13 protein-coding genes and 2 pseudogenes are annotated in these 14,055 nt (G+C 65.3%); 4 read left to right on the top strand and 11 right to left on the bottom strand.

Going from position 1 to position 14,055, the window contains the following annotated elements:
* Window positions 1–103: pseudogene (locus E5162_RS15025) on the top strand (IS110 family transposase); the annotation flags it as partial.
* Window positions 104–605: 502 nt separating this feature from the next.
* On the opposite strand, the gene E5162_RS06450 reads toward E5162_RS15025, so the two are convergent.
* Entirely contained in the window at window positions 606–2,642 is a 2,037-nt protein-coding gene (locus tag E5162_RS06450; protein WP_135944091.1) for a hypothetical protein, read from the bottom strand.
* A 131-nt stretch (window positions 2,643–2,773) separates the two neighbouring features.
* Window positions 2,774–3,037 carry a hypothetical protein gene (locus E5162_RS06445; protein ID WP_135944090.1) on the bottom strand — a complete coding sequence of 88 codons (264 nt, stop codon included), beginning with the start codon at window positions 3,035–3,037 and terminating at the stop codon, window positions 2,774–2,776.
* Window positions 3,038–3,213: 176 nt separating this feature from the next.
* Between E5162_RS06445 and E5162_RS06440 the strand changes: the two genes are divergently transcribed.
* Window positions 3,214–4,419, top strand: coding sequence for a DUF418 domain-containing protein (locus E5162_RS06440; RefSeq protein WP_135944089.1), 1,206 nt, complete (start codon window positions 3,214–3,216; stop codon window positions 4,417–4,419).
* Window positions 4,420–4,426: 7 nt separating this feature from the next.
* Here E5162_RS06440 and E5162_RS06435 read toward each other — a convergent pair whose 3' ends face one another.
* The 7 genes and pseudogenes from E5162_RS06435 to E5162_RS06405 form a co-directional block, all read right to left on the bottom strand.
* Entirely contained in the window at window positions 4,427–4,753 is a 327-nt protein-coding gene (locus tag E5162_RS06435; RefSeq protein WP_135944088.1) for a hypothetical protein, read from the bottom strand.
* 77 nt (window positions 4,754–4,830) lie between these two features.
* On the bottom strand, window positions 4,831–6,189 hold the full coding sequence (locus E5162_RS06430) for a dicarboxylate/amino acid:cation symporter (RefSeq protein ID WP_135944087.1): 1,359 nt from the start codon (window positions 6,187–6,189) through the stop codon (window positions 4,831–4,833).
* A gap of 108 nt (window positions 6,190–6,297) precedes the next feature.
* Window positions 6,298–7,248 carry a GGDEF domain-containing response regulator gene (locus tag E5162_RS06425; protein WP_233342164.1) on the bottom strand — a complete coding sequence of 317 codons (951 nt, stop codon included), beginning with the start codon at window positions 7,246–7,248 and terminating at the stop codon, window positions 6,298–6,300.
* A 168-nt stretch (window positions 7,249–7,416) separates the two neighbouring features.
* Window positions 7,417–8,919: a UbiD family decarboxylase gene (locus tag E5162_RS06420; protein WP_135944086.1), complete on the bottom strand. Its 1,503-nt coding sequence runs from the start codon at window positions 8,917–8,919 to the stop codon at window positions 7,417–7,419.
* 31 nt (window positions 8,920–8,950) lie between these two features.
* Window positions 8,951–9,523 (bottom strand): hypothetical protein, encoded by a 573-nt coding sequence (locus E5162_RS06415; RefSeq protein ID WP_135944085.1) that lies wholly within the window; start codon window positions 9,521–9,523, stop codon window positions 8,951–8,953.
* A gap of 105 nt (window positions 9,524–9,628) precedes the next feature.
* Window positions 9,629–9,763 (bottom strand): annotated as a pseudogene (locus E5162_RS15185) (hypothetical protein); the annotation flags it as partial.
* A 70-nt stretch (window positions 9,764–9,833) separates the two neighbouring features.
* Window positions 9,834–11,315, bottom strand: a complete 1,482-nt coding sequence (locus E5162_RS06405; protein ID WP_206751052.1) for an amino acid permease — start codon at window positions 11,313–11,315, stop codon at window positions 9,834–9,836.
* 277 nt (window positions 11,316–11,592) lie between these two features.
* Between E5162_RS06405 and E5162_RS06400 the strand changes: the two genes are divergently transcribed.
* A complete protein-coding gene (locus E5162_RS06400) occupies window positions 11,593–12,918 on the top strand; it encodes a PQQ-dependent sugar dehydrogenase (RefSeq protein WP_206751051.1) in 1,326 nt (441 codons plus the stop codon).
* 105 nt (window positions 12,919–13,023) lie between these two features.
* Window positions 13,024–13,317, top strand: a complete 294-nt coding sequence (locus E5162_RS06395; protein ID WP_135944083.1) for a hypothetical protein — start codon at window positions 13,024–13,026, stop codon at window positions 13,315–13,317.
* Between the two features lie 117 nt (window positions 13,318–13,434).
* Here the strand turns inward: E5162_RS06395 and E5162_RS06390 are convergent, their stop codons facing one another.
* Both E5162_RS06390 and E5162_RS06385 read right to left on the bottom strand, forming a co-directional pair.
* Complete coding sequence (locus tag E5162_RS06390; protein ID WP_135944082.1) at window positions 13,435–13,743, bottom strand: GNAT family N-acetyltransferase; 309 nt, start codon at window positions 13,741–13,743, stop codon at window positions 13,435–13,437.
* Window positions 13,740–14,036, bottom strand: coding sequence for a GNAT family N-acetyltransferase (locus E5162_RS06385; protein ID WP_135944081.1), 297 nt, complete (start codon window positions 14,034–14,036; stop codon window positions 13,740–13,742). The genes E5162_RS06390 and E5162_RS06385 overlap by 4 nt, the downstream gene beginning before the upstream one ends.
* Window positions 14,037–14,055 lie beyond the last annotated feature (19 nt).

Here is a 14,055-nt window from a genome sequence, read left to right as displayed (position 1 = left end):
CGCAGCTGGAAAACCGGCCAAGCTCGCCTTCATCGCCGTCGCCAGAAAGCTGCTCATAACCCTCAACGCCATCGTTCGAGATCAAAAACCCTACCACCCGTAAACACAGTTGCCGGGTCTCGCTTTGCTCGCCTGGAATGACGAAGGAGGGGACGGCACTTGCCTTCCGATGCTTCGAGGCTCGCTTTGCTCGCACCTCAGCATGAGGGAAATGGGTGGGGTCAAGAGTTGAGACAAGTTATTTAAATTCAAAGGGATAAATCAGCGTCACCCCGGACTTGATCCGGGACCCAGAGAGCTTGGAATGGTGTCATCGGATGACGGCGCCCTGTCCGCTCTGGGTTCCGGGTCTCGTTTCACTCGCCCGGAATGACGAAGGTTGTTTTATTTCAAAACTTTAAAGGCTTCGTCATCCCGGACTTGATCCGGGACCCAGAGAGCTTGGAATACCGTCATTTGACGAGGGCGCCCCGTCCTCTCCTGGGTCCTGACTTTCGTCAGGAAGGAGAGATAACCCTGGCTGCCTGAGGCCCGGCGCGCCTGCTGCGTCCGGGGTTTCAGTGTGGAGTCTATGCCGTCCTCAGACGGAAGACGAAAGGACCCGCCTAGCGGCGGCGGTGGCGGCGCGAGCTGGAGCTGTCGCGGTCGGAGCTCTCGTCGGGCGCGTCGCCGGCGTCGTCTTCGCTGTTCATGTTGGCGAGGAGGTCTTTCCAGCGCCAGCTGCCCTCGCTCTTGCGCGCTTCGGACGGTGTCCAGTTGTCTTCCCCGGCCGGTTCGGCCTCGGTCTCCTCGCGGCGCGTGTCGACGCTGGAGGGGGCAGGGCCGGTTTCCTCGCGTTCTTCTTGCACCCGATCCTCGGCGCGCGTTTCGAGCGGCTCGCTCCGCTTGCGGCGTCCGCCGGCGGTCAGCGGATCGGGGACTTCGTTCACGCCGATATCGATGGGCTTGCGCCCGCCTGCGACAGAACCCATGCGCAGCATGAAGTCGGAGAGCAATTCGTAATTCTGCCGGATGCGGGCCTGGAAGAGGGAGTCGACCTCACGAGCATTCTCGGTGGCTTCTTCGGCCGTGCGGCGAAGACCGGTCAGGCCCTCCTCAAGCACGCGCTCGATCTCTGCGGCCGCAGAGCGGGCCGAGGCCGGCGCCTCCTCCAGCCCGGACCGCATGCGGTGGAGCAGGGATTCGATCCGCCGGCTTTCCTCGGTCGCCGCTTCCAGCGTGGATTTGAGTTGTTCGCGTACCTTTTCCGAGGCGGTGTCCGCGGCCTCGCCGGCGCGCATCGTCAGCTTTTCCGCTTCGCGCATGCGCGCCTGGAAGGCTTCGTCGGCCCGGCGCGCTGCCTCGAACCCGGACTCACTAACGCGTTCGAGCGAGGCCTGCGCCGCGTCGGCCTGGGCGTGGAAGTTGCGCGCGCTCTCGTCGGCAGCCTGGCGCGCCGCCTGAGCGGCTTCCTTCAGGCGCTCGAGCGCGTCCTCGTGTGCCTCGGCGGCATCGCGCGCCTCGTCGTTCACGGTGCGGCCAAGCTCGCGGGCGCGGGAAATGGCGGTGTCGACCGCCTCGAGGAAGATCTTCCCGGAGTCCTCGGCACTGGACTTGAGCGTATCGGCCCCGCTGCGCGCGGCCTTTGACATGGTTTCCAGCTCGGCCTTGTGGAAGTCGAGCGCGGCGGCGATCTTCTCCTGCTCGTCGCGCAGCGTCTCGCCGGCAGTCTTCAGGCGATCGCGATGTTTCACATAGGCGGCTTCCAGACCTTCGGTCCGCGTCTTGAGCGTGTCGGCAAAGTCGCGCAGCTCGCCCGAACGCGCATCCAGCGTCAGCGCCACGCGCTCGCCGGCCTCTTCGGCCTTCTCGCCGGCAGCGGACAGGCGCTCGGCGCCTTCGCGGATCCGGCGCTCGCCCTCATTGGCGCGCGATTCGGCGAGCTCGGCCGCGGCGGCCACCATCTTGGAATGGTCCTGGATGGCGGCGGCAATCAGGGCCGCCTTGTCGTCCAGCCCGTCGGAGACTTCAGACAGGCGCTCGCGCTCCTTGCGCAAATGCTTGACCAGCTCCTCGACCCGGGTGCGCGCATCGCCCGACGTGTTTTCCAGCGTGTCGGCGTGATGGGAAATGACTTCCTCCATCGCGGCGAGGCGGGCCAGGGCGCTTTCCATGGAGACGTTGACGCGGTCGATTTCGCCGCTGATCGCGTCGGCCAGGCTGCGCACCTCGGTCTCGGTGCTGTCGGCGGGCATGGCAAGGCGGGTCAGGCTGGCTTCCACGCGTTCAGCCCGGCTGGAGGCCCGGATCACTTCGCGGCCGAGAAGACCGGCCAGGGCAAACAGGGCCGCCGGCGCGGCGGCAAACATGGCCAGGCCGGTGAGCTGGGCCGGGGACAGGTCCAGCAGGCCGTCGACCATGTATCCGGCAAGATAGGCAGCCGACCCGCCCAGCCAGAGAAGCGAGAGGGTGAAGCCGGTAAACAGGGCGGAAACGCCCGAACGCCGGGGCGGCATTTCGGCGGCTGTCAAAGCGCGCGACTCGCGAGACGTCTCAAGCGCGCCGCGCGACTCCGCGTAACGCGCAGGCGTGCGTGTCGCGTCTGCCGCGTCGTCGCGAGACACGGTCTTCTCGTCGGTTCTGGAGAGATCGTCTGCGCTCATCGCGTCCTGCCCGTTCGCGCCGAAAGGTCTTTTGTCCGGCCCCGAACATTATGACAGACCGGTAAGCCCCTGACTTCCCGCTTTCGCAGGGGGAGTCATCTCTACGCGCTTTTTACCGGATTTTGAAGCGTTTAGATCGGGAAGCCGAGCTGAGGACGCGAGATCGAGTCGGCGCCGCCGCAGCCCGTTGCGGCGCGCAACTGTCCGGGTGCAGGCGGAGCGGGCGGGGTCACGAAGCTGACCGTGCCGGTCACGGGTGTCTCGGCCGCCGGGTAATAGGCGACGGTTTCGAACCGCACCGGATCGCAGCCTGCGTCACGCTCGTAATCGATGCTGATCAGCGACAAGGCGCTGGCCAGCACAAGGTGCAAGATGTTGATCAGTAAACCCAGCACGCTTCCGGCTCCCGTCAAGTGTCCCGCTTATGCGCCCGCCGTGCGTGCTGCACAAGGCTAATGCGGCATATGGAATATAAAATATTAGTAAGGTTGAACGCCGGGCGCTCCGGTTCGCCTTGAGCCCGCGCCTCGCCCGGCGGTAAGCTGTGAGCGCCAGGGCAGGGGGATAATTCATGAGCACGACCCTTATGCCGGTTCGCGCCAGCGACCGGTTCGAAAGCATCGACATGCTGCGCGGCATCGCCGTGCTGGGCATCCTGATGGTCAATATCCAGGCGTTCGCCATGTATTGGGGCACGTTCGAGTATCCGCCGGCCCACATGGACATGAGCGGCGCGAATGGCCGCGTCTGGTGGATCACGCAGGTCTTCTTCGAACTGAAATTCATCACATTATTCTCCGCCCTGTTCGGAGCGGGGATCGTGCTGATGGTCGGCGAGGACGCGCAGGCGCCCACCGCGCTTCACCGCCGCAGGATGCTCTGGCTGCTGGCGATCGGCCTGGTGCACGGCTTCGTGTTCTGGTTCGGCGATATCCTGGTGCCCTACGCGCTGGCTGGATTCGTGGTCGTGCTGGCGCGCCGGTGGAGCCCGGCCAGGCTGGTGGTCTGGGGTCTTGTCGCGATCGCGTTCAGCGGGCTGCTGATGGTGGGCGCAGTCTGGGCGGAAGGCTCGATGCCCGGCGCAGGAGAGCCCGCCAAGCTGGCCGCGCATCCCACCCAGGAGTGGCTGGAGCGCTGGGTCGGCGCCTACCAGTCGGGATTCCTGCAGAGCCGGGCCTATAACGCGGCCGGCGAGGGCTTTGCGCTGATCGGCCAGATCACGCTCTTCGCCGGGCGCCTGCTGGGCGTGATGTGGATCGGGATGGCGCTGTACAAGACCGGCTTCCTCACCGCGCAATGGCGCGCCAGCGTCTATGCGGCGATTGGCGTCATCGCAGTGGGGGCGGGCGTCTCGGCGGAATGGGTCACCGCCAACGCGAACCTGGCGTCCGGCTTCGCGCCCGAATTCCAGTGGGTGGCGACGGCGGTCAATTATGGCGCGAGCCTGGCGACCGCGTTTGGCTATGCCTCGATCGTCATGCTGCTGGCCAAGCCCGCCCTTCTGCGCTGGGTGCGCCTGCCGTTCGCCAGCGCCGGGCGGATGGCCTTCACCAACTATCTGACACAGACGCTGGTGATGACCTTCCTCTTCGTCGGACCGCCGGGGCTTGGATGGTTCGGGACGGTGGAACGTAGCGGACAGGCCGCCATCGTGCTGGCGGTCTGGGTGGCCCAGCTCGCGATCTCGACCGTCTGGCTGAAAGTCTTCCGCTTCGGGCCGGCTGAATGGGCCTGGCGGTCCCTGAGCTATCGCGAGGCCCAGCCCTTCCTGCGCTGACCTTGTGTCAGGCGGTAAGGTCGAGCACTTCGCCGATCATGTCGTCGGCGGCGCGGATCGAGGTCGAGGCGAGTTTGGCAGCGTGCGTGGCCTTGATGATGTCGACCATCGCCTCGGGAATGGAAGAAGGGGCGCGCCTGCTGCCTGGGATGGGGGTGGGGGCAGAAGCAGCAGACGCGCCAGGGGTGTTGGTGGCACTCTGAGGAGTATTGGCCGGAGTATCCGACTGTCTGGTTTCGTTCGTCATGACGCTGGTGAGCTTGTCCGCCGCCCGGTTCAACCGGACTGCGGCACCCTGGTAGGCCGAAAGGCCGGAGGCGAAGCTCGCGTTCATGAACTGACCATGCCCGGCCGCTTGGGGACTTGCACGCGCAAGTTGGCCAGGCGGTAAATGCGCGCTTAACGCCCGGGTCAGGAATGGCGCGCTTCTTCTGCGCCAACTTCCTCGCCGTCGCGGGTCAGGATGCGCGCGGCGGTCAGGTCGCCGGTGACGTTCACGGCGGTGCGCGCCATGTCCAGGAAGCGATCGACACCCAGCACGAAGACGAGGCCGTATTCGGGAATGCCGAAGCTCACGATCAGGCTGGACAGGATCGCGATGGAGACCCCGGGAGCCCCGGGTGCGCCGATCGAGGCCGCCACGAGCGTGACGACGATGAAGGCGATCTCGGGGATGGCGAGCGGCACACCGGCGACCTGGGCCACGAAGACGACGGCGCACGCCTGGTAGAGCGCGGTGCCGGCCATGTTCACGGTGGCGGCCAGCGGGATGAGAAAGCTGGCCACCGAGGAGGGCACGCGAAGCTTCTCCACCGCGGTCTCGATCGACAGCGGCATCACAGCCGCCGAGGAGGAGGTGGAAAAGGCGAGCAGTTGCACTTCGCCCACCGCGCGCTGGAAGCGCATCGGGGAAATCTTCCCGAAAACCGCCGCGAGGGTGATGTAGAGGGCGAGCAGGATGGCCAGTCCGATCAGGACGGTTGCCACGTAGGCGCCGAGAGCGGCGAGCGACTGCACGCCCAGACGGGCCAGGAGCTGAGCGGTGAGGCCGAAGACGGCGTAGGGCGTCAGGTACATCGCCCATTTGACCACGGTCATGGAGACTTCGAGCAGCGCTTCGAGCATTCCCATCAAGGGCGCGAGCTTGTCCTTGCTGGAGCTGGCCACGTAGGCGATGCCGACGAAGATCGAGAACACGACGATGGCGAGCATTTCATTGCCGACCGCCGCGGCGAGCGGGTTTTCCGGGACCAGCGAGACGAGCAGATCGGGCACTTCGGCCCCGATCTCGCCGAACCGGTCGACGGGTGAAGCCGGGGCGGAGACTGCATCCGGCTTGAGCCGGGGCACCGGAACGGGGCTGAGATTGACCAGCGCGCCGGGGCGCAGGAGGAGGGCCAGCCCCGCGCCAAGCACCGCGGCGAAGACAGTGGTTGCGCCCACGAAGACGGCAAACCGTCCGCCCACCCGCCGAAGCTTGGCCGGATCGGACGCGCCGGCGGCCAGACCCAGGATGATCGAGGACGCCACCAGCGGCATCAGGACCATCTTGATGAGGGAGAGGAAAAGCTGACCGGGCAGGGCAAGCCAGCGCCCGATCGTGTCGGCCAGAGCCGGATCGATCAGCCCGGTATCGGGACCGAGCGCCATGCCGACGGCGACGCCGGCCACGAGGCCGGCCAGGACCTGGGCCCAGAGCCGGGATCTGAGCCAGCTTTCCGCACGCGAAACCAGGCTGCGGTAGTGAATGCGCTTGACGTCGGGGGTCATGGCGGGGCGGGTGCCGTTCCAGGAAGTTGCAGCCGCGAGTGTTCCGCCGAGTGCCCGGCCGCGTCAAGGCAAGCGGGCCGGGCACATGCGCGCAGGGTGCGCGCTTGCCTAGCCGAAGGCGATGCGGTTGCGGCCCGAGGCCTTGGCGCGATAGAGCGCGCTGTCGGCGCGCGAGAGCAGCTCGTCGGGGGTGGCCATGTATTCCTGCGGCATGAGCACGGTCACGCCGAGACTGGCCGAGACCGGCACCGTGTCGCCAGCATCGTTCTCCACGACAAGGCTTTCGGTCGCCCTGCGCAGGCACTCCGCGCGCTGTTCGGCCTCTTCGCGGCAGCAGCGCGGCATAATGACACCGAATTCCTCGCCCCCGAGGCGGGCCAGCATCTCCTGCGACGCCAGCGCCGAGCGCATGGCGGAGACACACTGGACCAGCACCCGGTCGCCGGTTGCGTGACCGTGCGTGTCGTTGATCGCCTTGAAGTGGTCGAGATCGGCCATGATCAGGCTGAGCGGCTGGGTCTGGCGGTCGGCTTCGAACACGGCGCGCTCGAGCGATTGCATGAAGGCGCGCCGGTTGGCGGCACCGGTCAGGGAGTCGGTCTCGGCCTGGCCGCGAAGATCGCGTTGCAGGCGCACGATGCGGGCCGCGGCGCGGATACGCGCCTTCATCTCCACCGGGTTGAACGGCTTGGGGATGAAGTCGTCCGCGCCGACATCGAGCGCTTCGGCCACCTGGACCTCCTGGCCCAGCGCGGTCATCACGATGGTGTGGATATGGCTGGTTTCGGCCTCGGCCTTCAAACGCCAGCACAATTCCAGCCCGTTGACCTGGCCGACCTCGATACCGGTGATGAAGATGTCGCAGCCGCTATAGCGCAACAGGTGAAAGGCTTCCTGGGAGCCCCCGGCCTCGATGACGGTAAACCCGCCATCCTCCAGGATTTCGCGCAGGATGCGCCGCTGTACGCGGCTCGTCTCGCAGATCAGCACCGACAGGCGTGCACCTGCCAGGCCGGGACTGTCGATCGAACCCGCCATAATGGAGACGTGCTGGTTCACCGCGCGCCTCTCCCCCGTGTGTGTTCGTTGCCGAAATGCGCAGACTTTTTGTCCGCGTCGTGTTGTGTGAGGGGGTATGAGCCCAAGGCCTTAAGGAAGGGTGAGAAGCGGGCGCGAAAATGGCTTTTATAACTAAATAATGCGTGCGGCGGGGCCAGGCGTTGTCCGCTAGTCCAGCCCCAGCTCGTCCCACATCGCGTCCACCGCCGTCTTCGTCGCGTCGTCCATGTCCAGCTTCTCGCCCCATTCGCGGTTGGTCTCGCCCTCCCACTTGTTGGTGGCGTCCAGGCCGATCTTCGAGCCGAGGCCGGAGACCGGCGAAGCGAAGTCGAGATAGTCGATCGGCGTGTTTTCCAGCATCGTGCAGTCGCGCGCCGGATCCATGCGGGTGGAGATGGCCCACCAGACATCGTCCCAGTCGCGGGCATCGATGTCGTCGTCCACGACGATGACCCATTTGGTGTACATGAACTGGCGCAGATACGACCACGCGCCCAGCATCACGCGCTTGGCGTGGCCGGCATAGGCCTTCTTCATGGAGATGACGGCGATGCGGTAGCTGCACCCTTCGGGCGGCAGCCAGAAATCGACGATCTCGGGAAATTGCTGCTGGATGAGCGGGATGAAGACCTCGTTCAACGCTTCGCCCAGCACGCTCGGCTCGTCCGGCGGCCGGCCGGTGAAGGTCGTCAGGTAGATCGGGTTCCGGCGCATGGTGATGGCGCTGATCTGGAAGACCGGGAAGCGCTCGACCGAGTTGTAATAGCCGGTGTGGTCGCCATAGGGCCCTTCCGGCCCATCCTCGTCGAGCAGGACATGGCCTTCCAGGACGATCTCGGCCTCTGCCGGGACCTTGAGAGGGACGGTCTTGCAGTCGACCAGCTCGGCCTTCTTGCCGCGCAAGAGCCCGGCAAACTGGTATTCGGAGAGCGTGTCGGGGACCGGCGTCACGGCGGCCAGGATGGTGCCGGGATCGGCGCCCAGCACCACCGCGGCGGGCAGGGGCTCGGGCTTCTTGTCCTTCCAGCGCTGGTAATGCTGCGCGCCGCCGCGATGTTTCAGCCAGCGCATCAGCGTGCGGTCCTTGCCCAGCTTCTGCATGCGGTAGATGCCGAGATTGAAATCGTCTTCCTTGCCGTCACCCGGCCCTTTGGTGACGACGAGCGGCCAGGTGATGAGCGGGGCGGGTTCGCCCGGCCAGCAGCCCTGGATGGGCAGGCGATCCAGATCGATATCCTTGCCGGTGAGCACGACCTCCTGACAGGGGGCCTTCTTCACCGTGGCGGGGCGCATGCTCATCACAGTCCGGGCGAGCGGCAGCATGTCGAGCGCATCGCGAAAGCCGCGCGGCGGCTCGGGCTGGCGCAGGAAGGCGAGAAGCTCGCCGACCTCGCGCAATTGCGCAGCCGTGCGGCGCGGTTCGCCGCCCAGCGTGACGGCGCGGGCGACGCGCTCCACCGTGCCGAACAGATTGACGAGGGCGGGCATTTCCGACGGGCGGCCATCTTCATGGACCGGGTTCTCGAACAAGACCGCCGGGCCACCTTTGGCCAGCAGGCGGCGCTGGATCTCGGTCATTTCCAGGTGGGTGGAGACCGGGCGGGTGACGCGCACCAGATCGCCGTCGGCTTCGAGCTGCTCGATGAAATCCCGAAGTGATTTGTAGGCCATAGAAGACTTTCAGGACAGGAAGGAGATCGGCTCAATTCGCGCCCGGGAGCCGGACTACCTCGTAATCTGGATCGTTTCTAATTTCGTCAAGGCGCTCAAATGCTTCATTGAACGCCGAGACGTCATATTGGTTAACTTGCATGACTGGATGCTGACTGAAACTCAAGCGGTCGTACCGAGCGGTGAGGACCTCGCCGCGGCGCATCTGTTCCACAATGTCTTCATCTGCCAAGCCGCTGATATCTGGTCCGGAATCGATGTCTACCGCCATTTCAGTGACGCGCCGGCTGCCATTTCGCAGCTCGATGACGGGGCCCTGATCGTTGTAGAATGAGATGTGAAGGATGTCTGACGACCCAGTGCCGGAGATTGCGGCGAAGCACCGGATGGTGTCCTCTCGCTCCTCGCTCTCAACGCAATCAACCCGCCATCCGCTCTCCAGGCGTGTTTCGTTATCGCGCTGATAGGCTCCGCCGAGTCTGGCCCAATCTTCGGCGGTTCCTTCCCAGCCTCCAACGCGGATACGATCCTGCTGGGTTGCTTCGCACGCCGAGAACCCGAGGGCGGTAGAGATTGTAAGGCATGCACAGATAATACGATGCATCACCGTGTCTCCTCGTTTTGTCTATTCAGTCCGTTCGCAAAGCCATTATCCGCTTCTTCGGGAACATATCCGGAGGCTAAGCCTCTTATGCGTCAACGCCAAGCGCGGGCCCTTCTTCGCCAGCAGGCGGCGCTGGATCTCGGTCATTTCCAGATGGGTGGAGACCGGGCGGGTGATGGGTACCAGATCGCCGTCGGCTTCGAGCTGCTCGATGAAATCCCGAAGTGATTTGTAGGCCATAAGCGCGTCTCCCTTCGCCCGCCGGGAAACTAGGCCGGACGGGCGAAGGGGCCAAGCGTTCAGATGCGCGTCAGATGGACCCGGAGATCCGGCTGTGGCGCAGGCCGTAGAGGAAATAGACGATGATCCCGACCACCAGATAGCTGCCGATCAGCATGAAGTTGTGCAGCGGCATCTGGAGAATCAGGAAGGCGCAGGTCAGCACGCCCAGGATCGGGGTGACGGGATAGAAGGGCACCTTGAAGGGGCGGTGCAGTTCCGGGTGGCTGACCCGCAGATACATCACCGAGATACAGACCATGGCAAAGGCGGCGAGCGTGCCCAGGCTGACCAGGTCGCCCAGCACCTTGATCGGCGTGGTGGCCGCGGCGGCCGCCACCGCTCCGCCGACGATCACGGTGTTGATCCAGGGCGTCTTGCGTTTCGAGTGCAGGCGGGAAAAGAGCGGCGGCAGCAGCCCGTCCTTGCCCATCGTGTAGAAGATGCGGGTCTGACCGTAGAGCAGCACCAGCATGACAGAGGACAGGCCGAGGATCGCACCCGCCTTGATGAGGAAGGAGAACCAGCCCAGCCCGATCGCGTCGACCGCGGTGGACATCGGGTCGGGCACCGCCAGCAGGGTGAAGGGCACGATGCCGGTCAGGACCAGCGCGGTCAGCATGTAGAGCGCGGTGGAGATGCCCAGCGAGCCGATGATGCCGATGGGCAGGTCGCGCTGCGGGTTCTTCGCCTCGGCTGCGGCGGTCGAGACCGCTTCAAAACCGACATAGGCAAAGAAGATGATCGCGGCGGCCCGGAAGACACCCTGGATGCCGAATTCGTCGCCGCCCTGGTGGGGCGGGATGAAGGGCGTCCAGTTGGCTTTGTCGACATAGAAGAAGCCGATCACGATGAAGGCGAGCAGGACGGCGACTTTCAGGATGACGAAGAAATTGTTCGCGCGCGCCGATTCGCTGACGCCCAGCACCAGAAGGCCGGTTACCAGACCGACGCCGAGCAGGGCGGGCAGGTTGAGCAGGGCGGTCACGGTCGTACCGTCGGCCAGCGTCACCAGGCTGCCGGTCGGCGCGGCGAGCGTGGGCGGGACGACCACCCCTAGATCGGCCAGGAAGCTGACCAGATAGCCTGACCAGCCGACCGCCACGGTTGACGCGGCCAGTCCGTATTCGAGCACGAGCAGCAGGCCCATCACCCAGGCGACGATCTCGCCCAGCACCGTATAGGCATAGGTGTAGGCCGAGCCCGAGACCGGCAGAACGCTTGCCAGTTCGGCATAGCAGAGCCCGGCGAAGGCGCACACGAAGCCGGCGATGATGAAGGACAGGATGATGGCCGGGCCGGCATGGGCCGCGGCGGCCTGTCCGGTGATGACGAAAATCCCCGCCCCGATGATGCAGCCGACGCCGAGACTGGTCAGGTTGATGGGGCCGAGGTGTCGGTGAAGTTCTTCGCCATGAAACTGGGACTGGACGAGCGCGACCGATTTGCGCGCGAAAAGCCGTTGCCAGAGACGGCCGGGCCCGACGGAGGGGCCGATAGGTGTGTCGGTCAAGGATTGACCCTTAAAGAGCCCTCCCACGGCGGCAAGGCTTCAACGTGAAACCAATGTCGCCGGGTCGATCCGTGGGCCCGCCGCCGGCAAATCGTTACATCGGGCCGAAGCATTTGAAAACGGGATTTTTCTGTGCGCCTCGCCAGTCCGCCCTAGATCAAGACGGTGCGCTCACGGGACGTGCCGGGACGGGATCTGGACCGGCGGGGAACCAGAACACGCTTTGCGTGTTGGAAGCGCGACGACTTACTCATTCACTGCACCGGGACCTCTCATCATGCGACTCATGCTTCTTGCCTCCACCGCCCTGTTTGCCGTGGCCTGTCAGCCAGCCGACGAGCCGGCCGACAACGACACCGGCATGGCTGCCGGCTCGACCGAAACCGGCGCGATGACCGACGCGGACTCCGCCCCGGATACGGACGGCACGGACATGGCGTCGGCCGGCACCGGGTCTTCCATGGACGGCGATGCGCCCGAATACGAGGATTTCGGCCAGAAGCAGGTGCCCGAATTCGAGCCGGCCTTTGAAGGCCAGACGCGCGCGCCTCTTCCCGATGAAACCCACGACTGGACCATCGAAGAGGTCGCTGACGGTCTGGGCGAAGTCTGGGGCTTCACCTTCCTGCCTGACGGCACGATCCTGCTGACCGAGAAGGAAGGCACGATGCACACGCTGGCCACGGACGGGACGCTGTCCGATCCGATCAGCGGCGTTCCCGAGGTCTTCAACGACGACCAGGGCGGCCTGCTGGACATCGTGCTCGGTCCCGATTTCGCCGAGACCTCCATGGTCTACTTCTCCTACGCCGAGCCGCGCGGGAATGGCGAGAACGGTACGGCTGTGGCTCGCGCCCGCCTGTCGGACGACCGCACTGCGCTTGAAGACGTGGAAGTCATCTTCCAGCAGATGCCGTCCTGGGATTCGGGCAAGCACTTCGGCTCGCGCCTGGTGTTCGCGCCGGACGGCACGCTGTATGTGGGCCTCGGAGAGCGCTCGCTGCCCGAGCCGCGCCAGCTCGCCCAGGATCCGACCAATCACATCGGCACGGTCGTGCGCATCAATCCGGACGGTTCGGTGCCGGACGACAATCCGTTTGTCGGCAGCGACGAGGGCGCCGACGAAGTCTATGCCTACGGCATTCGCAACATCCAGGCCGCGGCACTTGGCCCGGACGGTGCGCTCTGGGAGATCGAGCACGGCCCGCGCGGCGGTGACGAGCTGAACCGCATCGAGGCCGGCGCGAATTATGGCTGGCCGGTGATCGGGTACGGCATGCAGTATGACGGCACGCCCCAGCACGAGATGACACAGCAGGACGGCATGGAGCAGCCGGTCTATTACTGGGACCCGGTGATCGCTCCGGCCGGCATGATCTTCTACACCGGCGACGCCTTCCCGAACTGGCAGGGCGACATCTTCGTGGGCGGGCTGGCCACCCAGAAGGTGGTGCGCCTGACGCTGGAAAACGGGCAGGTGACCGGCGAGGAATGGATCCCCGCCAATGGCCGCATCCGGGACGTGGTCCAGGGCCCGGATGGCGCGATCTACCTGTCCAACGAATCCGACGGCACGATCGAACGGATCGTTCCGGCAGACTAGGGCGAGCTGGCGCTGCGTCCGGATCGTCCGGGCGCAGCGCGCTCACCGCGGAACGTCATTGCGCGCCCCGCCGTTGTCTAGCCAGCTATGCAAGCGGGAGCCGGAATGAGTTTCGTCTACCAGTTCATCGGGATCGTGCTGATCGTGGCGGGCCTGCCGCTATTCTGGACCCCGATCCCCGTCGGTGCCGTGATGATCGCCACGGGGCTGGCCCTGCTTGTCTCCAATTCGAGCCTGGTGCGCGGCTGGGTCATTGCGGCGCGCGATGCGCATCCGCGCTTCGACCGCTGGATGCGTCAGGCTCAGAAAGCGATTCCCGGCCCGTTCTCTCGCGTCCTCTCGCGTACCGACCCGGACACTGACAGCGAGAGCGCCGATCAGAGCGACAAAATGCGCTGAACACATTCAGTTACCGAATTTAAAGAAAAGAGCGACAGGATGCTCGTGTGTTTACCCCTCGTGAGCACGCGAAAGCCGTAACTTGAAGGACCGGGCAACCCCAAGCCCGGTCCTTTTTTATGGCTTGCGGGGAGTGAGCACGTCCTGCCACTCGGGGTGCTTCTCGATCTGAGCCTTCGCGAACGGGCATAGCGGCACAATCTGAACGCCGTTGGCCCGCGCATCGAGCACCGCGCGTTCCACCAGGGCCTGCCCCACGCCTTGCCCGCGCCATGCGTCCGGCACGCCGGTGTGATCGATAATGATCAGGTGCGCATTGGCGATGGAGAAGGTGAGTTCGGCATCCGGCTTGCCGTCCGCCTGCACGAAATAGCGGCCCTTGGTCGGTGTGCGCTCTTCGAGGATTTCAAACTCGGCCACGCTCATGTTCCGGTCTCCCGCACATCGTTCATGGCCGGAGTGCGGTCCATCTTGATGCGCACATAGGGACAGACCGGATTGATGGTCCACCCGCGTTTTCTCGCGTCTTCGACCGCGCGCTCGACAAGGCGGGCGGCGATCCCGTGTCCGCGAAGGGCGGGCGGGGTGAAGGTATGGCCGATGACCATGACCTGACCCTGCAACGTGTAGGTCAGCTCGCTCTCGCCGTCTTTCCCATGAGAGACGGCATAGCGCCCGAGTGCCCCGTCACGCGTTTCGGTAATCGTCGTCTCGCCCATCCTGTCACCTCGCGCAGCT

This window comes from Marinicauda pacifica (genome assembly GCF_004793635.1).
GTDB classification, from domain to species: Bacteria; Pseudomonadota; Alphaproteobacteria; order Caulobacterales; family Maricaulaceae; genus Marinicauda; species Marinicauda pacifica.
This window is presented reverse-complemented; position numbering and strand designations above follow the sequence as displayed.

What these genes read in the sequence shown, in the direction of transcription:
- E5162_RS06450 (WP_135944091.1), bottom strand. Translation starts at nt 2,642, where the DNA reads ATGAGCGCAGACGATCTCTCCAGAACCGACGAGAAGACCGTGTCTCGC.
- E5162_RS06440 (WP_135944089.1), top strand. Translation starts at nt 3,214, where the DNA reads ATGAGCACGACCCTTATGCCGGTTCGCGCCAGCGACCGGTTCGAAAGC.
- E5162_RS06435 (WP_135944088.1), bottom strand. Translation starts at nt 4,753, where the DNA reads ATGAACGCGAGCTTCGCCTCCGGCCTTTCGGCCTACCAGGGTGCCGCA.
- E5162_RS06430 (WP_135944087.1), bottom strand. Translation starts at nt 6,189, where the DNA reads ATGACCCCCGACGTCAAGCGCATTCACTACCGCAGCCTGGTTTCGCGT.
- E5162_RS06420 (WP_135944086.1), bottom strand. Translation starts at nt 8,919, where the DNA reads ATGGCCTACAAATCACTTCGGGATTTCATCGAGCAGCTCGAAGCCGAC.
- E5162_RS06415 (WP_135944085.1), bottom strand. Translation starts at nt 9,523, where the DNA reads ATGCATCGTATTATCTGTGCATGCCTTACAATCTCTACCGCCCTCGGG.
- E5162_RS06400 (WP_206751051.1), top strand. Translation starts at nt 11,593, where the DNA reads ATGCGACTCATGCTTCTTGCCTCCACCGCCCTGTTTGCCGTGGCCTGT.
- E5162_RS06395 (WP_135944083.1), top strand. Translation starts at nt 13,024, where the DNA reads ATGAGTTTCGTCTACCAGTTCATCGGGATCGTGCTGATCGTGGCGGGC.
- E5162_RS06390 (WP_135944082.1), bottom strand. Translation starts at nt 13,743, where the DNA reads ATGAGCGTGGCCGAGTTTGAAATCCTCGAAGAGCGCACACCGACCAAG.
- E5162_RS06385 (WP_135944081.1), bottom strand. Translation starts at nt 14,036, where the DNA reads ATGGGCGAGACGACGATTACCGAAACGCGTGACGGGGCACTCGGGCGC.